This is a genomic window from Streptomyces sp. NPDC050509, assembly GCF_044457965.1.
In the GTDB taxonomy this organism is placed as follows: Bacteria; Actinomycetota; Actinomycetes; order Streptomycetales; family Streptomycetaceae; genus Streptomyces.
The window spans coordinates 1017543-1039923 of sequence record NZ_JBITHL010000001.1; the positions used below are offsets into that span (position 1 = coordinate 1017543).

At 70.9% G+C, this 22381-nt stretch carries 20 protein-coding genes; 14 read left to right on the forward strand and 6 right to left on the reverse strand.

All coding sequences use genetic code 11. From position 1 onward, the window contains the following. The first annotated feature begins 1 nt into the window (after position 1). The 3 genes from ACIBJC_RS03955 to fdhD are packed head-to-tail and all read left to right on the forward strand — an operon-like array spanning position 2 to position 3689. Positions 2-1960 carry an NAD(P)H-dependent oxidoreductase subunit E gene (locus ACIBJC_RS03955; RefSeq protein WP_399287347.1) on the forward strand — a complete coding sequence of 653 codons (1959 nt, stop codon included), beginning with the start codon at positions 2-4 and terminating at the stop codon, positions 1958-1960. Further along, positions 1957-2814, forward strand: coding sequence for a 2Fe-2S iron-sulfur cluster-binding protein (locus ACIBJC_RS03960; RefSeq protein WP_399287350.1), 858 nt, complete (start codon positions 1957-1959; stop codon positions 2812-2814). Before ACIBJC_RS03955 ends, ACIBJC_RS03960 begins: the two co-directional genes overlap by 4 nt. Before the next feature lie 35 nt (positions 2815-2849). Beyond that, positions 2850-3689: a formate dehydrogenase accessory sulfurtransferase FdhD gene (fdhD, locus tag ACIBJC_RS03965; RefSeq protein ID WP_399287353.1), complete on the forward strand. Its 840-nt coding sequence runs from the start codon at positions 2850-2852 to the stop codon at positions 3687-3689. Positions 3690-3968: 279 nt separating this feature from the next. Here fdhD and ACIBJC_RS03970 read toward each other — a convergent pair whose 3' ends face one another. Further along, entirely contained in the window at positions 3969-5012 is a 1044-nt protein-coding gene (locus ACIBJC_RS03970; protein ID WP_399287355.1) for a bile acid:sodium symporter family protein, read from the reverse strand. A 135-nt stretch (positions 5013-5147) separates the two neighbouring features. On the opposite strand from ACIBJC_RS03970, the gene ACIBJC_RS03975 reads away from it, so the two are divergent. Beyond that, positions 5148-6041: a LysR substrate-binding domain-containing protein gene (locus ACIBJC_RS03975; protein WP_399287358.1), complete on the forward strand. Its 894-nt coding sequence runs from the start codon at positions 5148-5150 to the stop codon at positions 6039-6041. An 87-nt stretch (positions 6042-6128) separates the two neighbouring features. Further along, the gene (locus tag ACIBJC_RS03980; RefSeq protein WP_399287361.1) at positions 6129-6374 is read left to right on the forward strand and encodes a hypothetical protein; all 246 of its coding nucleotides are present in this window, start codon (positions 6129-6131) and stop codon (positions 6372-6374) included. A 489-nt stretch (positions 6375-6863) separates the two neighbouring features. Here ACIBJC_RS03980 and ACIBJC_RS03985 read toward each other — a convergent pair whose 3' ends face one another. Then, a complete protein-coding gene (locus tag ACIBJC_RS03985) occupies positions 6864-7499 on the reverse strand; it encodes an NADPH-dependent F420 reductase (protein ID WP_399287365.1) in 636 nt (211 codons plus the stop codon). 34 nt (positions 7500-7533) lie between these two features. Continuing rightward, positions 7534-8268, reverse strand: coding sequence for an SDR family NAD(P)-dependent oxidoreductase (locus tag ACIBJC_RS03990; protein ID WP_399287368.1), 735 nt, complete (start codon positions 8266-8268; stop codon positions 7534-7536). A gap of 144 nt (positions 8269-8412) precedes the next feature. Here ACIBJC_RS03990 and ACIBJC_RS03995 point away from each other — a divergent pair, with 144 nt between their 5' ends. Then, on the forward strand, positions 8413-9024 hold the full coding sequence (locus tag ACIBJC_RS03995) for a TetR/AcrR family transcriptional regulator (RefSeq protein WP_399287371.1): 612 nt from the start codon (positions 8413-8415) through the stop codon (positions 9022-9024). A 567-nt stretch (positions 9025-9591) separates the two neighbouring features. On the opposite strand, the gene ACIBJC_RS04000 is transcribed toward ACIBJC_RS03995, so the two are convergent. After that, the gene (locus ACIBJC_RS04000; protein WP_399287373.1) at positions 9592-10503 is read right to left on the reverse strand and encodes a LysR family transcriptional regulator; all 912 of its coding nucleotides are present in this window, start codon (positions 10501-10503) and stop codon (positions 9592-9594) included. Between the two features lie 192 nt (positions 10504-10695). Here ACIBJC_RS04000 and ACIBJC_RS04005 point away from each other — a divergent pair, with 192 nt between their 5' ends. The 5 genes from ACIBJC_RS04005 (at position 10696) to ACIBJC_RS04025 (ending at position 16361) form a co-directional block, all read left to right on the forward strand. Then, entirely contained in the window at positions 10696-11328 is a 633-nt protein-coding gene (locus tag ACIBJC_RS04005; protein WP_399287376.1) for an NADPH-dependent F420 reductase, read from the forward strand. Between the two features lie 92 nt (positions 11329-11420). Then, positions 11421-12356, forward strand: coding sequence for an SDR family oxidoreductase (locus tag ACIBJC_RS04010; RefSeq protein WP_399288112.1), 936 nt, complete (start codon positions 11421-11423; stop codon positions 12354-12356). 79 nt (positions 12357-12435) lie between these two features. Beyond that, on the forward strand, positions 12436-13095 hold the full coding sequence (locus ACIBJC_RS04015) for an NADPH-dependent F420 reductase (RefSeq protein ID WP_399288115.1): 660 nt from the start codon (positions 12436-12438) through the stop codon (positions 13093-13095). 508 nt (positions 13096-13603) lie between these two features. Next, positions 13604-15427: an AMP-dependent synthetase/ligase gene (locus tag ACIBJC_RS04020; protein ID WP_399287379.1), complete on the forward strand. Its 1824-nt coding sequence runs from the start codon at positions 13604-13606 to the stop codon at positions 15425-15427. A 106-nt stretch (positions 15428-15533) separates the two neighbouring features. Beyond that, the gene (locus ACIBJC_RS04025; protein WP_399287382.1) at positions 15534-16361 is read left to right on the forward strand and encodes an aldo/keto reductase; all 828 of its coding nucleotides are present in this window, start codon (positions 15534-15536) and stop codon (positions 16359-16361) included. 49 nt (positions 16362-16410) lie between these two features. Here the strand turns inward: ACIBJC_RS04025 and ACIBJC_RS04030 are convergent, their stop codons facing one another. Continuing rightward, the gene (locus ACIBJC_RS04030; protein WP_399287384.1) at positions 16411-16716 is read right to left on the reverse strand and encodes a 4a-hydroxytetrahydrobiopterin dehydratase; all 306 of its coding nucleotides are present in this window, start codon (positions 16714-16716) and stop codon (positions 16411-16413) included. Between the two features lie 122 nt (positions 16717-16838). Between ACIBJC_RS04030 and ACIBJC_RS04035 the strand changes: the two genes are divergently transcribed. From ACIBJC_RS04035 to ACIBJC_RS04045, 3 genes are all read left to right on the forward strand, one after another. Further along, complete coding sequence (locus ACIBJC_RS04035; protein ID WP_399288118.1) at positions 16839-17696, forward strand: helix-turn-helix domain-containing protein; 858 nt, start codon at positions 16839-16841, stop codon at positions 17694-17696. Positions 17697-17813: 117 nt separating this feature from the next. Continuing rightward, a complete protein-coding gene (locus ACIBJC_RS04040; RefSeq protein WP_399287387.1) occupies positions 17814-18710 on the forward strand; it encodes an RNA polymerase sigma factor SigF in 897 nt (298 codons plus the stop codon). Between the two features lie 112 nt (positions 18711-18822). After that, complete coding sequence (locus ACIBJC_RS04045) at positions 18823-19083, forward strand: hypothetical protein (protein ID WP_399287390.1); 261 nt, start codon at positions 18823-18825, stop codon at positions 19081-19083. A 94-nt stretch (positions 19084-19177) separates the two neighbouring features. Here the strand turns inward: ACIBJC_RS04045 and ACIBJC_RS04050 are convergent, their stop codons facing one another. Further along, positions 19178-22255: an alpha-mannosidase gene (locus ACIBJC_RS04050; RefSeq protein WP_399287392.1), complete on the reverse strand. Its 3078-nt coding sequence runs from the start codon at positions 22253-22255 to the stop codon at positions 19178-19180. Positions 22256-22381 lie beyond the last annotated feature (126 nt).

Here is a 22381-nt window from a genome sequence, read left to right on the forward strand (position 1 = left end):
GGTGGATCTGCGCTTCGGTGACAGCAAACCGACCGACGAGGAACGCGCGGCGGTCGACGCCCTGCTCGGCCCGCCCGACTCCGCCTGGCAGGGCGCGGACGACCGTACGGACACGGACCTGCGCTGGGCGCGCGGCGGCCGGGAGGCGCGCGAGCGGCGCGATCTGCTGCTGCCGGGGCTGCACGCGGTCAACGACCGGGTCGGCTGGATCAGCGAGGGCGCCCTGGACTACCTCTGCCGGCGGCTGACCGTACCCCCGGCCGAGGCGTACGGCGTGGCCACCTTCTACGCCATGTTCGCCGTCGGGCCACGCCCCGCGAAGGTGCTGCACGTCTGCACCGACCTGGCCTGCGCGAGCCGGGGCGCCACCGGACTCCGCGCCGCCCTGGAGGAGCGCCTCGGCCCGGCGGGCACCCCGACCGGCGGTGGTACGGGCGGGGGCCTCGTCTGGCAGCCCAGCCCCTGCCTCGGCCTGTGCGAACGCGCCCCCGCCGCGCTGCTCGTCCAGGCGGGGGCCCCGGCGGGCGGCCAGGCGGACGCCCCGGCCGGACCCGCCGCCGGGCGGCCCGCCGCCGGGCCGGGCCCGGAGGAACGCCCGTACGCCACGGCCGTCGTCGCGCCCGCCACCGCCGACGCCCTCGCGCGCGCCGCCGCCGACCCCGTCACAGCCCCCGCGGAACCGGGCGCCCGGAGCGCCGTACCGCAGGCGGGACAGCCCGGACTCACCCTGCTGCGCCGCGTCGGGGTCGTCGACCCGTACAGCCTGGACGACTACCGCGCGCACGGCGGCTACTCGGCGCTGCGCCGGGCCTTCGACCTCGGGCCCGCCGGGGTCATCCGCGAGGTGACCGACGCCGGTCTGCTCGGCCGGGGCGGCGCCGCGTTCCCCACCGGGCGCAAGTGGCAGGCCACCGCCTCCCAGCCCGCCCACCCGCACTACCTGGTCTGCAACGCCGACGAGTCGGAGCCGGGCACCTTCAAGGACCGCGTGGTCATGGAGGGCGACCCGTACTCCCTGATCGAGGCGATGACCATCGCCGGATACGCGGTCGGCGCGCACCGCGGCTTCCTCTACCTGCGCGGCGAGTACCCGCGCGCCCTGCGCCTGCTCCAGCACGCGATCGGCCAGGCACGCACCCGCGGGCTGCTCGGCGACGACATCCTCGGACACGGGTACGCGTTCGACATCGAGATCAGGCGCGGCGCCGGGGCGTACATCTGCGGCGAGGAGACCGCCCTGTTCAACTCCATCGAGGGCTACCGCGGCGAACCCCGCTCCAAGCCCCCGTTCCCCGTGGAACAGGGCCTGTTCGGCAGACCGACCGCCGAGAACAACGTCGAGACGCTGATCAACGTGCTCCCCATCCTGACCGGCGGCGCCCAGGCGTACGCGGCGACCGGCACCGCCGGATCCACCGGACCGAAGCTCTTCTGCGTCTCCGGGAACGTCGGCCGCCCCGGCGTCTACGAACTACCCTTCGACACCACCCTCGGCGAACTCCTCGACCTCGCCCGGGCGCCCGGCACCGTACGCGCCATCCTGCTCGGCGGCGCCGCCGGCGGCTTCGTACGCCCCGACGAACGGGACATCCCGCTCACCTTCGAAGGCACCCGTGCGGCCGGCACCACCCTCGGCTCCGGGGTCGTCCTCGTCCTGGACGACACCGTCGAACTGCCGCGGATGCTGCTCCGTATCGCCGAGTTCTTCCGCGACGAGTCCTGCGGACAGTGCGTACCCTGCCGGATCGGCACCGTCCGCCAGGAAGAGGCGCTGCACCGGATCGCCGACCGTACGGGCGCGGCGGCTGCCGGGGACATCGCGCTGCTCCGCGAGGTCGGACAGGCCATGAAGGACGCCTCGATCTGCGGACTCGGGCAGACCGCCTGGAACGCCGTCGAATCCGCCATCGACCGACTCGGTGTCTACGACACCGGCCACGAGACCGAGGGGGCCCTGTGACCGCGATACCGCTCCAACCGCCGCGCCGGCTCGTCGAGTTCACCCTCGACGGCCAGGAGACCCGGGTGCCCGAGGGCGCCACGCTCCTGGACGCCTGCCGCGCCGCGGGCAAGGACATCCCCACCCTCTGCGAGGGCGACACGCTCACCCCGAAGAACGCGTGCCGCGTCTGCGTGGTGGAGGTCGAGGGCGCCCGTACGCTCGCCCCCGCCTGCTCACGCCGCGCCGAGCCGGGCATGACCGTCCGCACCGACACCGAGCGCGCCCGGCACAGCAGAAAGATCGTCCTCGAACTCCTCGCCTCGTCGACGGACCTCTCGACCACCCCCCGGGCCGCCGAGTGGATCAAGGAGTACGACGCGAAACCGGCCCGCTTCGGCCCGGACGCGGCCCGGCTCAACGAGGAACCCAAGATCGACAACGAGCTGTACGTCCGCGACTACGACAAGTGCATCCAGTGCTACAAGTGCGTCGACGCGTGCGGCGAACAATGGCAGAACACCTTCGCGATCTCCGTCGCGGGCCGCGGCTTCGACGCCCGTATCTCCACCGAACACGACGCGCCGCTCACCGACTCCGCCTGCGTCTACTGCGGCAACTGCATCGAGGTCTGCCCCACCGGAGCACTCAGCTTCAAAACCGAGTTCGACATGCGCGCGGTGGGTACATGGAACGAGGCGGCCCAGACCGAGACCACCACCATCTGCGCCTACTGCGGCGTCGGCTGCAACCTGACGCTCCACGTACAGGAGAATGAGATCGTGAAAGTCACGTCACCGCACGACAACCCCGTGACACACGGCAACCTCTGCATCAAGGGCCGCTTCGGCTTCCAGCACGTACAACAGCGCTGAACAGGCCGACATCACGACGAGTAGGACTGAACACCATGGGACGGGTCACCGAGCGCCGCCGCACCATCCGGATCCGGGACGGGGTCGTCACCACCCGCCCCGACACCCTGGTCGCCGAAGAACCCCTGGAAATCCGGCTCAACGGCAAAGCCCTCGCCATCACCATGCGCACCCCCGGCGACGACTTCGCGCTCGCCGCCGGCTTCCTCGTCAGCGAAGGCGTACTCGCCGCCGCCTCCGACGTCCGGTCCATCGTCTACTGCGCCGGGGCCAAGGACGACGGCACCAACACCTACAACGTCGTCGACGTACAGCTCGCGCCCGGCGTACCCGTCCCCGACATCACCCTCGAACGCAACGTCTACACCACGTCGTCCTGCGGACTCTGCGGCAAAGCCAGCCTCGACGCCGTACGGACCACAGCCCGCTTCCCGATCCACGACACTCCCCCGGTCCAGGTCGAACCCGCCCTGCTCGCCGGCCTCCCCGACCGGCTGCGGGCGGCGCAGGCGGTCTTCGACCGGACCGGGGGGCTCCACGCCGCGGCCCTCTTCACCGAGGACGGCGAACTCCTCGACATCCGCGAGGACGTCGGCCGCCACAACGCCGTCGACAAACTCGTCGGCCGCGCCCTGCGCCAGGACCTCCTGCCGCTCTCCCGGGCCATCCTCCTGGTCTCCGGACGCGCCTCCTTCGAACTCGCGCAGAAAGCCGTGATGGCGGGCATCCCCGTACTGGCGGCGGTCTCCGCGCCGTCGTCGCTCGCCGTCGACCTGGCCGCCGAAACAGGACTGACACTCGTCGGCTTCCTCCGCGGCCCCTCCATGAACGTGTACGCGGGAGACGAGCGGATCGCACTGCACACCGGCGTATGACCCCCGGGGTGCGACCCTCCCCCGCCGCACGGGAAGGGACCCGGCCGGCGGGGAGCGCCCCCTGCGTCGGCCGGGAACCCCTTTCTTTTTTGGGCTCGGTTCGCCTCCGGGGCGCTTTATGTCACCGTCGACGGTTGACCGTGCTCGGTTTGCTCGTTCCTCACAAACCTGCGCGCGCTCGCCCTTTCGACGGCGACGCGCCCCTTCGGCTCACTCGCCGGCCTGGTGGGGAGGCGGGGTGAAGACGTTCGGCACCGGCTGAACCGCGAGCCCCGGGGGTCAGCGTGTCGCTGCTGTTACGGCCTCTTCCGGGGCCGGGGTGTTGGTCAGGGGGGTCGGGTCCGGTTCCGGATCGTTGGCGCGGCGCTTGGCCAGGACCGCGCAGACCATGAGCTGCATCTGGTGGAAGAGCATCAGCGGCAGCACCGCCAGGCTCGCGTGCGCGCCGAAGAGCACGCTCGCCATCGGCAGGCCCGCCGCCAGGCTCTTCTTCGACCCGGCGAACTGGATCGCGACGCGGTCCTCCCGTACGAAGCCGAGGCGCTTCGCCCCGTACCAGCTCACCGCCAGCATCACCGCGAGGAGCACCGCCTCCACGGCCAGCAGCGCCCCGAGCCTGCCCGGGGTCACCTGGTGCCAGATGCCCGTCACCATGCCCTCGCTGAACGCGGTGTAGACGACCAGCAGCACCGACCCCCGGTCGACCAGGCCCAGCAGCCTCTTGTGGCGGGTGAGGAAGCCGGTCACCCAGCGGCGCAGGAGCTGTCCGGCCAGGAACGGCAGCAGGAGCTGGGCGACGATCTTGAACAGGGAGTCCGCGGAGAAGCCCGTCATACCTCCGCCGATCAGCAGCGCCGCCAGCAGCGGGGTGATCACGATGCCGACGAGGCTGGAGAAGGAGCCCGCGCAGATCGCGGCCGGGACATTGCCCCGGGCGATGGAGGTGAAGGCGATGGACGACTGGACCGTCGACGGCACCAGGCAGAGGAAGAGCAGCCCGCTGTAGAGCTGCGGGGTGAGGACGAACGGCACCAGCCCGCGCGCCGCGAGTCCCAGCAGCGGGAAGAGGACGAACGTACAGGCGAGGACGGTCACATGGAGCCGCCAGTGCCGCAGCCCGTCGGCCACCTCGCGGGTGGAGAGCCGCGCCCCGTAGAGGAAGAACAGCAGGCCCACCGCGCCGGTCGAGGCGCCGCCCGCGAAGCGCGCCGCGGTACCGGAGACCGGGAGGAGCGCGGCGAGGCCGACGGTCGCGAGAAGGGCCAGGACGTACGGGTCGACCGGCAGCCGGGACAGCATGCTCGGGACGGTGCGGCGGTTCATGTGCTCCACTACTGGCGGTCTCGCGGGTCGGTACAGATCGTGCCTCCCCATGGTGCTCGCTCCGGCCCTGATCGGGAATCCCGCATACCGCTCTGACTGTCATCACGTTGCGCGATGAGCCCGTACGGTGGAGGGATGTACGACCCCGGACAGCTCCGCACCTTCCTCGCCGTCGCGCAGACGCTCAGCTTCACCCAGGCCGCCCGGCGGCTGGGGGTGCGCCAGTCCACGGTGAGCCAGCATGTCCGGCGGCTGGAGGACGCCACGGGCCGGCCGCTGTTCACCCGGGACACCCACAGCGTGGAGCTGACGGAGGACGGTGAGGCCATGCTCGGCTTCGCCGGGACGATCCTCGCGGCGCACGACCGGGCGGCGGCCTTCTTCACCGGGACGCGGCTGCGCGGGCGGCTGCGGTTCGGCGCGTCGGAGGACTTCGTGCTGACCCGGCTGCCGGAGATCCTGGAGTCCTTCCGGCGCGACCATCCCGAGGTCGACCTGGAGCTGACCGTCGGACTGTCGGGCACCCTGCACGAACAGCTCGCGGCCGGCGGACTCGATCTGGTGCTGGCGAAGCGGCGCCCCGGCGACACGCACGGACGGCCGGTCTGGCGGTCCACGCTGGTGTGGATCGGGGCGCCGCGCCTCCGGCTCGACCCGGACCGTCCGGTGCCGCTGATCGTCTTCCCGCCGCCCGGGATCACCCGGGCCCGGGCGCTGGAGGTGCTGGAGGCGCACGGCAGGCGCTGGCGCGTCGCGTGTACGAGCGCCAGCCTGAGCGGGCTCATAGCGGCGGCCCGCGCGGGGCTCGGCGTGATGGCGCACACGCGCGGGCTGATCCCGCCGGGGCTGACCCAGGTCCCGGCCAGGGCCGGCCTGCCGGAGCTGGGCGAGGTGGAGTTCGTCCTGCTCGACGGCGGCCGGGGCGGCGGGCACGGGCGGGGGAACGCGGCGACGCGGGAGGCGGCGGACGCGCTGGCCGCGGCGATCCTGGCGGGCGGCGACCGGCTGCACCGTCCCGCCGACGACTGACACCCGGGTACGCACAGGTTCCGCAGACGGCGCTCCTTTCGCCACGTCAGTGAGGGCGGGTTCGATGCCCGGCGGTGCACGGTCGAGATGCTGCCGGAGAAGGCGGCGAACGCCGTGTTCATGCTGGAGATCCTGACCAGGATGATCCTGTCCGCCCTCGCCGGGAAGATCGCCGAGGGCGGACAGGATGCTTTGCCGGCCGAACACGCCAACCTCAACGCCCCGCTGATCGTTCAGCGGCTGCTCGGACACCTGCACGCCAGCTCCACGATGCGGTCCCTGCGCCACATCCGGCGGACGAACCTGCTGGTTGCGAGGGCGATCGCGGAGTGAAACGACCAGGACAAGACCTACGCCGACTACGCGAGGCGTCTGGCGGAACGGCAGGCGGTCCGATGCCCGGACGAGGAGAACGCAGGTCCCGGCAGGCGGCGAAGCCGCTTGAGCGGGGCGGGCAGGTGTCCCGGATCGAGACGCGTGAGCTGATCCACACCAAACCCAAGGGCACGGCCATGCGGCGCATGATCCGCCCGGGGAACTATCGATGCTCGCAGCTGGTCGCCCAGTCGGCGCCCGCCTGGATCGCCCACCACCGGGCTACGGCCTTGGCGCACAGCCAGGCCCTACACGCGCGTGATCAGGCTGCTTGCCGGGTTCACCGACGGCTGCCTGGCGGCCCGGGGGCTGGAGGCGGCCGAGGCACGGCTGGACGGAGCGGTCATCGACCTGACAGAAGCGATCTTCGCCTTCGATAAGGACGTGCAGGACCGCTACCCCACCGACTCGCCACGGGCTCACTTGGCGAGTCCCTTCAGTGATCCGTCAACCGTTTACTCGGACGGGAAGTTCGGTGATGCCGAGGGCGAAGTCCAAGTTCCCCACCCCGTGGTTGGCGAGGCCCACCGTGACCACGCCCGCTCCTTCCAGCCAGTGCGCCATTTTCAGGCCGCCGACGTCCAGCGGGCGCAGCCCGAGGCTCTCGACGAACGCCCCCACGCCTGCCTTGGCCTGCGCATTGTCGCCGGCGATGAAGACGTCGGGCCGACCCTGCTCCAGGACATGGCGGAAGACGGTGTTGAACGCCTTCACCACGCTGGCGCCGGCCGGGGCGGCCTTGGCGACCTCCTGGGCGATGGAGGTCTCCTCGCGGTGGGCCAGCCCGTCGAACGTGGAGTTGAAGGGATTGCTGATGTCGACGATGACCTTGCCCGCGAGAGCGTCTCCGTACTGCGCGACGACCGGCACGACACCGTCGTACAACAGGGCCACGATGACGATGTCCCCGGCCGGGGCGGTGCCCCATTCTCCCGTCGTGGCGCCGCCGCCGAGAGCCTTGGCCAGGTCAGCGGCCTTGGAGTGATCGCGGCCCATGACCTCGACGGTGTTGCCGCCCGCTACCGCCCGCGCGCCGAGAGTGCGGGCCATGTTCCCGGTGCCGATGATGCTGATGTTGCTCATGAGATGTCCTGCCCTGGTTGTGTGTTGTTCGGGTTCAGATGGCGGTGGTGCCGCCGTCGGCGACGAGCTCCATGCCGTTGACGTAGCTGGAGTCGTCGGAGGCGAGGAAGAGGGCGGCGGTGGCGATTTCGTCGGGGCGGCCCATCTGGCCGCGGGGGATGAGGGACTCGAACTGGCGCTTGGTGGCCTCGTCGAAGAGTTCTTCCTGCTTGGCGGTGGCGACCTGGCCGGGGGTCAGGACGTTGACGCGGATGCGGCGGTCCTTGAGCTCATTGAGCCAGACGCGGGCCCAGGCCTGCTGGACGGCCTTGCTGCCGGCGTAGACGCTCCAGCCGGGGAAGCCGCCGAGGGAGGCGTTGGAGCCGGTCATGAGGATGGAGCCGCCGTCGTTGAAGAGCGGGAGGGCCTTCTGGACGGTGAACAGGGTGCCGCGGGCGTTGAGCCCGAACCAGGTGTCGAACTGGGCCTCGGTGATCTCGCCGAGCGGGGCGGGCTCGCCCCCGCCTGCGCTGGCCCACAGCACGTCGAGGCTTCCCTTCTCCCGCTTGACGGTGTCGTACAGGCGGTCCAGGTCGTCCAGGTCGGCGGCGTCGCCCTGGACGCCGGTGACGTTGCGGCCGATCTGCTTCACGGCCTCGTCCAGGGCGTCCTGGCGGCGGCCGGTGATGAAGACGTGCGCTCCCTCGTCGACGAACAGCTTCGCGCCGGCCAGCGCCATGCCGGTGGTGCCGCCGGTGATGACCGCGACCTTGCCGTCGAGCTTTCCCATAGTCATTCCTTCGGGTCGGTGGTGCCGTGTGCACCTGGGGCGACGGCGTTAAGTACACCGCTCTGTGTGCTTACCGTACGGGGCGGGCGACCGGGACGCAAACTATGTACACCGGTCGTTACCTAGCTGCGGTACGATGGGCCCATGACGGAGTTGGAGAAGGGCCCCACGGGCCGCCGCCGCGGCCGGGGCGCCCGCGAGCGCATCCTCAGCGCGTCCCAGCAACTGTTCCGCGAGCAGGGCATCAACCGCACCGGCATGGACCAGCTCTGCGCGGTGGCCGAGGTGTCCAAGCGCACGGCCTACCAGCACTTCACCGGCAAGGAGGAACTCGTCGCCGAGTACCTGCGCCGGTTCGACCCCTCCGTTCTGTCCGGCGTGTTCGACCGCACCGACCTCACGCCCCGCGAACGGCTCCTCGCCGCCTTCGACGTCCCCCCCACCACCCCCCTGTGCCCCTACATCGCCGCCGCCGTCGAACTCCACGACCCCCGGCACCCCGCGTCCCAGTACGCGCGCGACTACAAGCAAGCCGTCGCCGCGCGGCTCGCCGAGACCGCCCGCGAAGCCGGCGCCGCCGACCCTGAACAGCTCGGCGAGCAGCTCGCGCTGCTCATCGACGGCGCCGCGGCCCGCACCCGGGTCCTCAACGCCGACGCCTTCCCCACCGCCGCCGCCATCGCCGCCGTCCTCATCGACAACGCCATCCCCGCCACAGCCGGCGATGACCGGCGACGGGAGGAAGTGTCGAGTTGACTTGCCACTCCGCGACCGGGCTGGACGCGCTGCCGGTCGGGCGGATGCACCGGCTGGTACGCGACACCAGTCGCCCGGCACCTGGCCCGGACTTGCTGGCTTTTACGGAACTGGCCGCCCGCCCGCTGAAGGCCGCAGCAGAGACCGCCGGGGCGGCCGGCGACCCGAAGGCTTCAGGAGTTCGAGGCCGTCATCCTGGCCCAGGGCGCTGACGCGTCGCCGGCTCGAACAGACGGCTGATCACATAAGTCAGCCACTCCACCGCGGCGCTCTCCTCGCGGGGCAGCACGGCGCTGACTTCCGGGCCGAGCCATCTGAACCATTCACGCTGAGCATCAGTGAGCGGCCCATCCGGGCCACGCCAGCCCGAAACGAAGGCCAACAGGCGATCAGCCGACCTCAGCCGCGTCCGCAGCACGTACTTCCAGGAGGTCTCAGGTGCTTCGGGGCCCCTCGGACAACTGCTGCCCGAAGAACGGAACCGGCTCAGAGGTCAGCGGCAACAGCACCGCCCCGTCAGGCCATTTCACTCTCCAGCGCATGATGAACGGGGGGCAGTCGACCTACTCAAGCGTGCCTTGAGGCGACTTCGCCTCCAAGCCGCCACATCTCATAGTTCCCACATTCTGCCGTGATCTCGGCCGTCGACCGAGCCGCAGAGACGAAGTCATCCACTACCGGCGAGGTGTGCGATGCCGCCACCGCGAGGCACACCTGGTCGGGCGCCAGATCCGGGATGGGCACATAGACGACGTCCGGATGCGAGTAGAACACGGACGCCGAACGGGCCAGGAAGGAGATTCCCCGTCCGGCCGCGACATGCTCGAGCGTCTCGTCCACCCCGCGCACCGGGTACCCGGCATTGGGGAGCGGGCGCTTGGTGGGCTGCGTGCTCGGGCCACCGTGCCAGACCAGCAGTTCGCCGGCCAGGTCGGCCTCGGTGACCTCCCCCTTGCCGGCAAACCGGTGTCCGGCGGGCAGTACCGCTACCCGCGGCTCGGTGTACAGCGGGGTGACGCGCAGGCCGGCCTCGTCGATGGGCAGCCGCACATAGCCGACGTCGATGCGGCCGTCGAGCAGCATCGCAGCCTGGTCGTCCCCTTCGATCCGCTGCACGTCCACGACCACGTCCGGGTGCCGGTCCTCGAACGCACGGGACGCCGGGATGACTGCGACGCCGGCCCGGAAACCGACCATCAGCCGCCGCTTGCCGCTGGCTGCCGCGGACACCCGGCGGCGGACCGCGTGGGTTGAGGCGAGCAGCGGAACGGCGTCGGCCAGCAGTTGCCGGCCCGCATCTGTCAGCTCTACGCCGTGGCGATCCCTGGTGAACAGCGAGGTGCCGAGATCCTGCTCAAGCGCGCGGATCTGCCGGCTGAGCACCGGCTGTGCGATGTGAAGCTCTTCGGCGGCGCGGCCGAAATGCAGCCGATCGGCCACGGTGACGAAGTAACGCAGTTTGCGCAGATCCAGATCCATTGAACCCCCAGCCCGGTGATACCTCCAGGGTATCACTACGGCTTCAATAGGTCTTGGACGCCACTCAGAACCGATGGCAGCATGAAAACAGGCGCTTACGGGCGTCGAAGTGAATTCGGCACAGGAATTCGACACTGGAATTCGACACTGGAATTCGACGGCAGGGCCGAAGCCCGGAAAGCAGGAACACCGATGAGCAGCATCAGCGCTATCGGACTGGGAAACATGGCCCGCGCTTTGGCCGGCCGGGCGCTCGCCGGCGGTAACGCCGTCGAGATCATCGGCCGCGACCAGGCCAAGGCCAAGGAATTGGCCGCCACGCTCGGCGGTGCCCCGGTCGGGACGGCCGGGGCCGTCCCGACCGGGGACATCGTGATCCTCGCCGCGCCGTACGCCGGCGCGGCGGCGGTGGTGAGGGAGTACGGGGACGCGCTGCGCGGCAAGATCATCGTCGACGTCACCAACCCCGTAGCCTCCGACCTGCAGGGCTTCGTCGTCCCCGACGACAGTTCCGGCGCACAGGAGATCGCCAAGGCGGCTCCCGACGACGCGCATGTCGTCAAGGCGTTCAACACTGTGTTCTCCCACGTTCTGGCGGCCGGCCCGGCCGAGGACCGCCCTCTGGACGTGTTCATCGCCGGCGACGACGCGCAGGCGAAGGCACGCGTGTCGGCGTTCGTCGAAAGCCTGGGGCTGCGCCCCTGGGACACCGGAGAACTGTTCATGGCGCGGGCACTGGAGAACGTCGGCCTGCTGGAGCTGGGCCTCATGAACCACTCCGTCAAGCACACCAATTTCTCCCTCGGCCTCACCCTTCTCGGCTGAGCGCACCTCTACCAATACCTCTCGTGCCGCATTACGCCAGTTCGCTTACGGCACGGAAAGACCCTGCACCTACCCTCACAAGGACAGTTCAGATGCGTGTATTCGTCACTGGGGGGACCGGCCATTCCGGTTCGTACATCATCCCCGAACTCATCGCCGCCGGGCACGAGGTCACCGGCCTGGCCCGGTCGGACGCTTCCGCGGCGGCCCTGTCCGCGCTCGGCGCGAAGGTGCGTCGCGGCGACCTTCAGGATCTCGACGGGCTCAAGGAGGCGGCCTCGGGCTCCGACGGCGTCATCCACGTCGCCCACAGGCAGGATCTGCTGCCCTCCGGCGGGATGGACGCGGTGGCCGCTGCGGAGCTCCCGATCATGCTCGCGTACGGCGAGGCACTCGCGGGAACCGGAAAGCCGCTGGTCACGGCGGGAAGCATAGGCTCGCCCGGGAACCTGGAGCGGCCGGCCACCGAGGAGGACCCGGCCCTCCCCGCCGGCGAGGAGCACAAGGGCACCCTGCGGGTCCGCAACGTCGTGGAAAGGGCCGTTGTCGACCTCGCCGAGCAGGGCGTGCGGTCTTCGGTCGTGCGGATCGCCAACATCGCCCACAGCACGACCGATCGTGCCGGCTTCCTCCCCACGCTGATCGCGCTCGCGAAGGAAAAGGGGTTCGTCGGCTACCACGGCGACGGCTCGAACCTGTGGAACGCCGTGCACATCCGCGATGCCGCCACCTTGTTCCGCCTGGCGCTGGAGAAGGGGCCGGCCGGCCAATACTGGCACGCGGTCGAGGACGGGGGCATCATGTTCCGCGACATCGCCGAGGCCATCGCCAGCCGCCTGGGCCTGCCCGCCGTGAGCGTTCCCGACGATGCCCTGATGACGCCGGGGTACTTCGGGTTCCTCACGAATATCGTCACGCAGAGCTACCCGGCGTCCAACCTCATCACCCGCCGGACCCTCGGCTGGGAACCCGCCCGGCCCGGCCTGCTCGCCGATCTGGACAACGGCCATTATTTCCCCGCCGGCTGACGGCGGGAACCCGGATCGTAACGAGGCCCGGCAACCGGCAAGTTCGGCTCTTCTGAAGGACGTTGAGATTATGACAACAGTGGGATTCATCGGAAGCGGAAGCATCGGCAGGACCCTCGCGCGACTCGCTGTCGGGGCGGGGCACCAGGTGGTGCTCAGCAACTCGCGCGGTCCCGCAACGCTCGTGGACGCGGCCGAGGAACTGGGGCCGCGGGCGTCCGCGGCGACGAGCGAAGAGGCCGCGGCGGCCGGTGACATCGTCGTGGTCACGGTGCCGGTCAGCGCCTTCCCCCACGTGCCCGCCGCGCCACTGGCCGGGAAGACGGTCATCGACACCTGCAACTACGGCCCCGAGCGTGACGGGAACATCCCCGAGCTCGACAGCAAGTCCCTCACCTCGAGCGAACTGCTTCTGCGGTACGTCCCGGACGCCCTGCTCGTAAAGGCGTTCAACAACATCTTCTTCAAGCACCTGCTGTCACTCGCCCGCCCGGCAGGGGCGGCCGACCGCTCCTACCTGCCGATCGCCGGGGACTCCGCACCGGCGAGGGCGGCGGTGACCGAATTCATCGACTCCATCGGCTACAGCGTGGTGGATGCGGGAACGCTGGCCGACAGTTGGCGGCAGGCGACGGGTACGCCGGTCTGGGGAACACCCTATGGGCCGTACTCGAACGAGAAGGGCCGGCCGGTCGGCGAGGACGCCATCCGCGCGGCACTGGCCACCGCAACGCGGTAACCGTCAATTATCGGGGACCGTGATGGGGTCCGGCCCTGCCCTGCCCCCGCCGACGGAGAGGCCAGCTGTACGGGGTTCACCGGCAGGAGGCCGCGCTTGGCCGCTATCCGTACAGCAGCTTCAGCGCGGCCTGCTCCTTCGCCCACGTTCCCCCGTCGACGGGGGCAGGGTTCGTCGCCCCTCGCCGACGCCGGTCCTCCCGGTCCTCGACGTCCTCGCGCTCGCCCGCGTGCCTCCAAGTCCTCCCAGCCGGCAACCGGCTTGCCACCATCCCCGTCGCGCCCCCGTAGAGCGCCGGTGAGCGCGGCGTACGGATTCGGTGGAGATTCCCGCGTTGTCTGCTTACTCCAGGGTCGGAACAGGGCCGCCGGCCGCCGAATCGTTCCTGCTGTCCGGCTCTGACCTGCGGTGATGCCGAGTGGTACCGGTTGCGGGCGGGGCACGGTCCCGGCTCGGGCCGTGGGGTACCGTCACCGCGCTGTGCGGAGCGCCACAAGGAGCCAGGTCATTGCGCGAGTTCACCGTCCCCCCTCTGACGGCCGCGCCCCACGTCGGTGGGCTCGCGGACGCCGTGTTCGACCATGCCCTGGACGACCCCGACCGGGTCGCGCTCGGCCGCAAGGACGCGGAGGGCCGCTGGTACGACGTGACCGCCGCGGCCTTCCGTGACGAGGTGCTCGCGCTGGCGAGGGGGCTGCTGGCGCAGGGCGTGCGGTTCGGGGACCGGGTCGCGATCATGTCCCGTACCCGCTACGAGTGGACGCTCTTCGACTTCGCCCTCTGGTCCGTCGGCGCCCAGCCCGTACCGCTGTACCCGACGTCCTCCGCCGAGCAGATCTACTGGATGATGCACGACTCCGGGGTCTCGGCGTGCGTGGTCGAGGACGAGGACCACGCGATGACCGTCGGTTCGGTCATCGGCCGGCTGCCCCGGCTCGGGCGGCTCTGGCAGCTCGACGCGGGCGCGGTCCAGGAGCTGTACGCGGCGGGCGCGGCGATCGACGACGAGGTGGTGCACCGGCACCGTACGGCCGTCACCCCGGACTCCGTGGCCACGGTGATCTACACGTCGGGCACCACGGGACGCCCCAAGGGGTGTCTGGTCACCCACGCGAACTTCATGTTCGAGGCGGACACCGTGCTGGCCCGCTGGGAGCCGGTCTTCCGCTCCAGGTCGGACGACGAGGCGTCGACGCTGCTCTTCCTGCCGCTCTCGCACGTCTTCGGCCGGATGATCGAGATCGCGGCGGTCCGCGGCCGGGTCAAGCTCGGCCATCAGCCGGTCCTCCAGGCGAGCGCGCTGCTGCCCGATCTGGCCGCGTTCCGGCCGACGTTCATCCTGGCCGTGCCGTACATCTTCGAGAAGGTCTACCACGCGGCGCGGCGCAAGGCGGAGACGGAGGACAGGGCCGGCGCCTTCGACAAGGCCGTCGAGGTGGCGGTGCGGTACGCGGAGGCGCTGGAGCAGCGGGCCTTCGACCTCGGTCCCGGGCCCTCCGCGGGGCTGCGGATGCAGCACCAGTTCTTCGACCGGGCGGTGTACGGGCGGATACGCGAGGCGATGGGCGGGCGCGTCCGGCACGCCATGTCGGGCGGTTCCGCGATGGACCGGCGGCTCGGGCTGTTCTTCGCGGGCGCGGGCGTCCGGATCTACGAGGGGTACGGGCTGACGGAGTCGTGCGCGGCGGCCACCGCCAACCCGCCCGAGCGCACCCGGTACGGGACGGTCGGGCAGCCCATCCCCGGCACCTCCGTGCACATCGCGGACGACGGCGAGGTGTGGCTGCGCGGCGGCCACATCTTCGCGGGCTACCTCAACGACCCGAAGTCCACCGACTGCGTCCTCAACGAAGGGTGGCTGGCCACCGGCGACCTGGGGGCGCTGGACGAGGACGGTTATCTGACCATCACCGGACGGAAGAAGGAGATCCTGGTCACCTCCGGCGGCAAGAGCGTCTCGCCGGTGTTGCTGGAGGAGCGGGTGCGGGAGCATCCGCTGGTCGCGCAGTGCGTCGTGGTCGGCAACGACCGGCCGTACATCGCGGCGCTGGTGACCGTGGACCAGGAGGCCGTCGACCACTGGCTCGCCATCCGGCGCAAGCCGCCGCTCAAGGCGGCCGAGCTGGTGCGGGACCCCGATCTGGAGTCGGAGATCCGGCGTGCGGTGGTGGCCGCGAACACGGCGGTCTCGCAGGCCGAGTCGATCCGTACGTTCCGGATCCTGGCGTATCCCTTCAGCGAGGCGCAGGGGCTGCTGACGCCGTCGCTGAAGCTCAAGCGGAAGGCGATCGAGGCCGCCTATGCGGCCGAGGTCGCGGCGCTCTACCGTTGAAACCCTGTTCTCAGGGGACGGTCGTTCCCGGTGGGCGGGAATCCGTCGGGCCCTGAGATCGTTGGAAAACCGAGCAGCACATCGACGACGTTAGGATCGACCGCCCGTGAGCAAGGTCCCCACCCTCACTCTCAACAACGGCATCGAGATGCCTCAGCTCGGCTTCGGCGTCTGGCAGGTGCCGGACGACGAGGCGACGCAGGCCGTGACGACCGCTCTGGAGGCCGGCTACCGCAGCATCGACACCGCCGCCATCTACGGCAACGAGGAGGGCACGGGCAAGGCCCTCGCCGCCGCGGGCACCGCCCGTGAGGACCTCTTCGTCACCACGAAGCTGTGGAACGGCGAGCAGGGCTACGACACGACGCTGCGCGCGTTCGACGTGTCCCTCGGCAAGCTCGGCCTCGACTACGTCGACCTGTATCTGATCCACTGGCCGACCCCGGCCGTCGACAAGTACGTCGACACCTACAAGGCGTTCGAGAAGATCCTCGCCGACGGGCGCGCCCGGGCCATCGGTGTCTCGAACTTCCTTCCCGAGCACCTGGAGCGGCTGATCGGCGAGACCTCCGTGGTCCCGGCGGTCAACCAGATCGAGCTGCACCCGCAGCTCCAGCAGGCCGAGTCGCGCGCCTTCCACGCCGAGCGGTCCATCGCCACCGAGGCGTGGTCGCCGCTGGGCCAGGGCAAGGGGCTGCTGGACGTCCCGACGGTGCTGGCGATCGCGCGCAAGCACGAGCGGACCCCGGCCCAGGTCGTGCTGCGCTGGCACCTCCAGCTCGGGAACGTGGTGATCCCCAAGTCCGTGACCCCGTCCCGGATCCAGGAGAACATCGACGTGTTCGGCTTCGAGCTGGACGCCGACGACCTGGCGGCGTTCGCGGCGCTGGACGAGGGCAAGCGCCTCGGCGGCCACCCGGCGGAGGTCAACTGACCCGCGCGGCCCTCGATCCCGACGGACCACGGCGTAGGTGCCCGCTCCCTCAGCGGGCGCCGTGCGCCGGGGCCAGCTCCTCCACGCGGTGCGCGAGCGCGAAGTCCTTGGCGGTGACGGCGCCGCCCGCGTCGTGCGTGTGCACGGCGAGGGCGACGGTGTTGTAGCCCAGGGTCAGGTCGGAGTGGTGGTTCAGCTCGTCCTGGACCGCCGCGACATGGACGACCAGCGCGGCGGCGGCGCGGTGCGAGGGCAGCCGGTACGTGCGGGTGAGGCGCCCGTCCTCCAGGGTCCAGCCGGGCAGCTCCCGCAGCCGGTTCTCGGTCTCGTCCTGCGACAGCGGCTCGGTGGCCATGGCCGGGGCTCCTCGGCGAAGGGGAAGGTGAGGGGAAGGGGGCGAAAGGGAGAGAGGGAACGGTCGGGCGACGCGGCCGAGGATACGGCGTGTACTACGGTCCTCGTATGGCGGCGCGCGCGATGACAGCAGACGGTACGACGGCCTCTTCCTCTCCTGGTCCCGCGGTCGGCCCGCTGCTGCGCGGCTGGCGCACCCGGCGGCGGCTCAGCCAGCTCGAACTGGCGCTGCGCGCCGACTCCTCCGCCCGCCACATCAGCTTCGTCGAGACGGGCCGCGCCCGTCCGAGCGAGGAGATGGTGCTGCGGCTCGCCGAGCACCTCCGCGTCCCCGTGCGGGAGCGCAACGCCCTGCTGCTGGCGGCCGGCTACGCGCCCCGCTTCACGGAGACAGCGCTGGACGACCCGGCCATGGACACGCTGCGCGAGGCGCTGACGCGGCTGCTGCGGGGGTACGAGCCGTACCCGGCGCTGGTCGTGGACGGTACGTACACGGTGGTGGCCGCGAACCGGGGCATCGCGATGCTGCTGGAGGCGGTGCCGGAGAAGCTGCTCACGCCGCCGCTGAACGCCATGCGGCTCACCCTCCACCCGGAGGGGCTCGCCGCCCGGATCCGTAATCTGCCCGAGTGGCGCGGGCATCTCCTGGACCAGATGGGCCGTCAGCTCGCGCTGCACCGCTCCCCGGCGCTGCGGGAGCTGTACGAGGAGGTGGCGGCGTATCCGCCGCCGGAGCCGCGCGAGGAGCCGGGGGCCGTGGCGGCGGAGGCCGTGAAGGCCGTACCGCTCTTCGCGCTGCCGATGCTGATCGAGCACGACGGGCGGATCCTGTCCTTCGTCTCGTCCATCTCCACGTTCAACACACCGATGGACGTGACCGTCGCCGAGCTGGCCATCGAGACGTTCGTCCCGGCGGACCCGGGGACGGTCGCGTACCTGGCCTCGCTCACCGCACGGGACGGGAGCGGCGGGCCCCGGTGACCGGGCGGGCCTGTTTCCGAAGGCGTTTCAAAAACTCTTGACAGAAAGAGGAATGAGAGCAGGAAGCCGGGGCACAAGCCGAACTTGTACGGTCCGCTGCGTTGGAGGGTGAGTGTCATGACGACCAGAACTGTGAGTGCTGTCGAGGCGGAGCAGATGTCGGGCGTCCTGGCGGCCGGAGCGGTGGCACCCGCGGGAGCCGGTGAGCTGCCGCGTATCGAGGACCCTGCCCAGGTCGCCCCGAGGGACGCGCGGGCGCTGTCGAAGCTCTTCTTCGACCAGCTCGGTGTCCTGGAGGAGGGCACGGCCGAATACCAGTACGCCCGCAACACGCTGATCGAGATGAACCAGTCGCTGGTGCGGTTCGCCGCGGGGCGCTTCCGTAACCGGGGCGCGGGCGACATGGAGGACATCCTCCAGGTCGGCACGATCGGTCTGATCAAGGCGATCGACCGGTTCGATCTCTCCCGCGAGGTCGAGTTCACCTCCTTCGCGGTGCCTTACATCGTGGGTGAGATCAAGCGCTTCTTCCGCGACACGAGCTGGGCCGTCCATGTTCCGCGCCGCCTTCAGGAGCTGCGCGTCGAGCTGGCCAAGGCCAAGGAGCACCTGGCGACGGTCCTGGACCGGGACCCGACCGTCAAGGAGCTCTCCGAACTGCTCGGCCTCACGGAGGAAGAGGTCATCGAGGGTCTGGTCGCGACCAACGGCTACACCGCCGGTTCGCTGGACATGCCCACGAACGAGGACGGCACGACCGGTGGCGGGCGGACCTTCGCCGATGTGCTGGGCGAGGCAGACCCGGCGATGGAGAAGGTCGAGAACCTGCACGCGCTGGCACCGCTGCTGGAGCAGCTCGACGAGCGGGAACGCTCCATCGTGACGATGCGGTTCGGCCAGGAGATGACGCAGTCGCAGATCGGCACCGAGCTGGGCGTGTCACAGATGCACGTGTCGCGACTGCTCAACCGGATCATCACGCGGCTGCGCGCGGGGATGCTCGTCGAGGAGTAGGCGCGGAGCGGGCGAGCCCCGTTGTCAGACCCATGGATCAGACTTGAGGGTCCGGCGGATTCCCGGAGTTCGGGGATTCGCGGATCCACGGATTCATGGGGAGGAAGCCACGATGGCCACCATCACGTCCCGTACCCCCGGCGCCTCGGACGAGCGCTCCGCGGCCCGCGCCTATCTGCGGCTGCTGGCGGCCGTACGCGCGGTCCTGGACGACCCCGTGCGGGCGTCCCAGGCCGCGCCGCTGCTCGCGGCCCCGATGGCGGAGGCGGACGCGGCGCTCACGGCGGCCGGGCTCGCGGGCAACGAGCGGACTTTCCTCGACCTGGTGTCCGCCCAGGCACTGGGCGGCGCGGGCCCGGAACGTCGCGTATGAACCATGAACGCCGAGGCGGTACGAGCGGCCCCGCGGACCCCGGGCAGGGGTCCGCGGGGCCGCTCGTCGTCACACGGGTCAGCCGTCACACGGGTCAGCCTCGGGTCAGCCGCAGCGTGACCAGTTCGAAGGGACGCAGCGACAGCAGGACCGCGCCGTCCGTCAGCTCCGGTCCGCCCGCGCCGCCGGCCGGGTCGGTCAGCGGGCGCTCCAGCAGGTCGGTGACGGCGAGGCCGGTGGCGTCGAAGCCCAGGCCGACGCGTGCCCTGGCCCGGCCGCCGGTCGCCTCGTAGAGACGTACGACGAGGTCGCCGCTCGCGTCGTCGGCCAGCTTGACCGCGCTGACGACGACCGCGTCGTTGTCGACGGTGACCAGCGGGGCGACCTCTCCCGATCCGGTGAGGCGGCGCTCCGGCAGGTTGACGCGGTAGCCCTCCCGTACGGCGTCACCGATGGCCGCGCCCGGGGCCAGCGCGTGCCGGAAGCGGTGGATGCCCTGGTCGGTCTCCGGGTCGGGGAAGCGCGGTGCGCGCAGCAGGGAGACCCGGACGGTGGTGGTCGTCCCGGCGTCGGACGGGCGGACCGTACGGGTCACGTCGTGTCCGTATGTCGAGTCGTTGACCAGCGCGACGCCCCAGCCCGGCTCCTCCAGGTGGACGAAGCGGTGGTTGCAGGCCTCGAACTTGGCGGCCTCCCAGCTCGTGTTGGTGTGGGTGGCCCGGTACACATGACCGAACTGGGTCTCCGAGGCGTACCGCTCCGCGTGGATGTCCAGCGGGAAGGCGGCCTTGAGGAACTTCTCGGTCTCGTGCCAGTCGACCTCGGTGTCGATGTCGAGCCGCTTGGTGCCGGGCGCGAGGGTGAGGAGCTGGGTGACCTTCGACGCGCCGAAGGAGCGCACGACGCGCACACCGACGGCGCCGGCACCGGCGCCGCCCGTCGCACCGTCCGCCGCTCCGTTCGTGTCGATCGCGGTGAGTTCGTCGACGTCCGTCAGATCGGTGACGGTGTTCCGGTAGAACTCGTCGACGTCCCACGCGTCCCACTGGTTGGGGAAGTCGGGGTGGATCTGGAGGAGGTTGGCGGCCTCGCCCGGGGCGATCGTCTCCCGCTCGGCGCTGATGTCGTACGCCGAGACGACCAGGCCGCGGCCGTCGATCTCGACCTCCAGCAGGCCGTTGCTGAGCACGTACCCGCCGCCGTCGCGCGCCGTGAGCTGCGCGCCCGCGCCGCCGCCGGCCGGTCCCGCCGCGCCCGCGGCGACCCCGCCGCGGGTGTGCGGCGCCGCGTTGAAGACCAGGGGTGTCCCGCCGGACGGGTCACCGGCGAGGGCGCGCTGCGCGGTGTCGATGACTTCGGTCAGCTCCGCGGCGACCTTCGCGTAGGTCTTCTCCGCCTCGCGGTGGACCCAGGCGATGGACGAGCCGGGCAGGATGTCGTGGAACTGGTGGAGCAGCACGGTCTTCCAGACCCGGTCGAGCCGCTCGTACGGGTAGGCGGCGCCGGTCCTCACCGCGGCGGTGGCGGCCCAGAGCTCGGCCTCCCGCAGCAGGTGCTCGCTGCGCCGGTTGCCCTGCTTGGTCTTGGCCTGGCTGGTGAGCGTGGCGCGGTGCAGCTCCAGGTAGAGCTCGCCGACCCAGACGGGCGGGTTCGGGTACTCGGCCTCGGCCTTGGTGAAGAACGCCTCCGGGGTCTCCCACTCGACCGTCGCCGAGCCTTCGAGGCTGCGCAGCCTGGCCGCCTTGGCGATCATCTCGCGGGTGGTGCCGCCGCCTCCGTCGCCCCAGCCGGTGGGCGCGAGGGAGTGGCGGGCGGCGCCCTTCTCCTTGAAGTTCTTCGCGGCGTGGGCGATCTGCTCGCCCGTCATGGAGCAGTTGTACGTGTCGACGGGCGGGAAGTGGGTGAAGATCCGGGTGCCGTCGATGCCCTCCCAGCGGAAGGTGTGGTGCGGGAACTTGTTGATCGTGGACCAGGAGATCTTCTGGGTGAGCAGCCACTTGGACCCGGCGGCCTTGATGATCTGCGGCAGCCCGGCGGCGAAGCCGAAGGTGTCGGGGAGCCACGCCTCGTCGTTCTCGATGCCGAACTCGTCGAGGAAGAAGCGCTTGCCGTGCACGAACTGCCGGGCCATCGCCTCGGAGCCGGGCATGTTGGTGTCGGACTCGACCCACATGCCGCCGGCCGGCACGAACCGGCCCTCCGCGACGGCCTTCTTGACCTTGGCGTAGACCTCGGGGCGGTGTTCCTTGATCCAGGCGAACTGCTGGGCCTGGGACATCGCGAAGATGAACTCGGGCTCGTCCTCCAGCAGCGCGGTCATGTTGGCCGTCGTACGGGCGACCTTGCGGACCGTCTCGCGCAGCGGCCACAGCCAGGCGGAGTCGATGTGGGCGTGGCCGACCGCGCTGATCCTGTGGGAGGTGGCCGGCGCCGGGGTGGTGAGCACACCGGCGAGGAGTTCGCGGGCGGCGGCGGCCGTGCCGTTCACGTCCTGGAGGTCGATGGCGTCGAGCGCGCGGCTGATGGCGCGCAGGATGTCCCAGCGGCGGGCGCCCTCCACGGGCAGCTCGGCCATCAGCTCGCCGAGCACCTCCAGGTCCTGGACGAGGTGCCAGACGGTCTCGTCGAAGACGGCGAGGTCCATCCGGGCGAGGGTGTACTGCGGTTCGCTGCCCGCGGTCTCCTTGTCGCCGAGCCGCGTCGGCAGGAAGGGGTGGTAGTCGAGGATCACCGGGTTGGACGCGGCCTCGACGTGCAGCAGCACCTCTTCGCCGCCGGCCACGGGCGCGCCGATCCGTACCCACTGGTTGCGCGGGTTGAGGCCCTTCACGGGGGTGCCGTCGGGGCGGTAGACCAGGCCCTCGCACTGGAATCCGGGCATGTTCTCGTCGAAGCCGAGGTCGAGGACGGCCTCGACGGTGCGGCCCGCCCACTTCTCGGGGACGGTCCCGGAGACCCGGAACCAGCTCGTGCCCCAGGGCGCGCCCCAGCGGTCGCCGACCGCGACCGGCTCGACGGGCCCGGCGATGCCCTCCTCGACGGGGACGGGCTCGCCCGGCGCGTGCCAGACGGCGATGTCGAGCGGGATCGACTCGGGGTGGACGGCGGGCCTGACGCGTTCGTCGAGGACGCGCTTGAGGCGGCCTTCGACGAGGGTGCGGTCGTCGTGCATGAGGGGGACTCCTGAGGTGCGTGGGTGCGTGGGGTGCCGTGAGTGCCGTGAGTTCCGTACGTACGCGGGTGTCCAGTGTGGCCGCGTGGCCGGGACCGGACCTGACCGGGCCTGACCTGATCGGAC

What these genes read in the sequence shown, in the direction of transcription:
- fdhD (WP_399287353.1), top strand. Translation starts at nt 2,850, where the DNA reads ATGGGACGGGTCACCGAGCGCCGCCGCACCATCCGGATCCGGGACGGG.
- ACIBJC_RS03970 (WP_399287355.1), bottom strand. Translation starts at nt 5,012, where the DNA reads ATGAACCGCCGCACCGTCCCGAGCATGCTGTCCCGGCTGCCGGTCGAC.
- ACIBJC_RS03975 (WP_399287358.1), top strand. Translation starts at nt 5,148, where the DNA reads ATGTACGACCCCGGACAGCTCCGCACCTTCCTCGCCGTCGCGCAGACG.
- ACIBJC_RS03980 (WP_399287361.1), top strand. Translation starts at nt 6,129, where the DNA reads ATGCTGCCGGAGAAGGCGGCGAACGCCGTGTTCATGCTGGAGATCCTG.
- ACIBJC_RS03985 (WP_399287365.1), bottom strand. Translation starts at nt 7,499, where the DNA reads ATGAGCAACATCAGCATCATCGGCACCGGGAACATGGCCCGCACTCTC.
- ACIBJC_RS03990 (WP_399287368.1), bottom strand. Translation starts at nt 8,268, where the DNA reads ATGGGAAAGCTCGACGGCAAGGTCGCGGTCATCACCGGCGGCACCACC.
- ACIBJC_RS03995 (WP_399287371.1), top strand. Translation starts at nt 8,413, where the DNA reads ATGACGGAGTTGGAGAAGGGCCCCACGGGCCGCCGCCGCGGCCGGGGC.
- ACIBJC_RS04000 (WP_399287373.1), bottom strand. Translation starts at nt 10,503, where the DNA reads ATGGATCTGGATCTGCGCAAACTGCGTTACTTCGTCACCGTGGCCGAT.
- ACIBJC_RS04005 (WP_399287376.1), top strand. Translation starts at nt 10,696, where the DNA reads ATGAGCAGCATCAGCGCTATCGGACTGGGAAACATGGCCCGCGCTTTG.
- ACIBJC_RS04010 (WP_399288112.1), top strand. Translation starts at nt 11,421, where the DNA reads ATGCGTGTATTCGTCACTGGGGGGACCGGCCATTCCGGTTCGTACATC.
- ACIBJC_RS04030 (WP_399287384.1), bottom strand. Translation starts at nt 16,716, where the DNA reads ATGGCCACCGAGCCGCTGTCGCAGGACGAGACCGAGAACCGGCTGCGG.
- ACIBJC_RS04035 (WP_399288118.1), top strand. Translation starts at nt 16,839, where the DNA reads ATGACAGCAGACGGTACGACGGCCTCTTCCTCTCCTGGTCCCGCGGTC.
- ACIBJC_RS04040 (WP_399287387.1), top strand. Translation starts at nt 17,814, where the DNA reads ATGACGACCAGAACTGTGAGTGCTGTCGAGGCGGAGCAGATGTCGGGC.
- ACIBJC_RS04045 (WP_399287390.1), top strand. Translation starts at nt 18,823, where the DNA reads ATGGCCACCATCACGTCCCGTACCCCCGGCGCCTCGGACGAGCGCTCC.
- ACIBJC_RS04050 (WP_399287392.1), bottom strand. Translation starts at nt 22,255, where the DNA reads ATGCACGACGACCGCACCCTCGTCGAAGGCCGCCTCAAGCGCGTCCTC.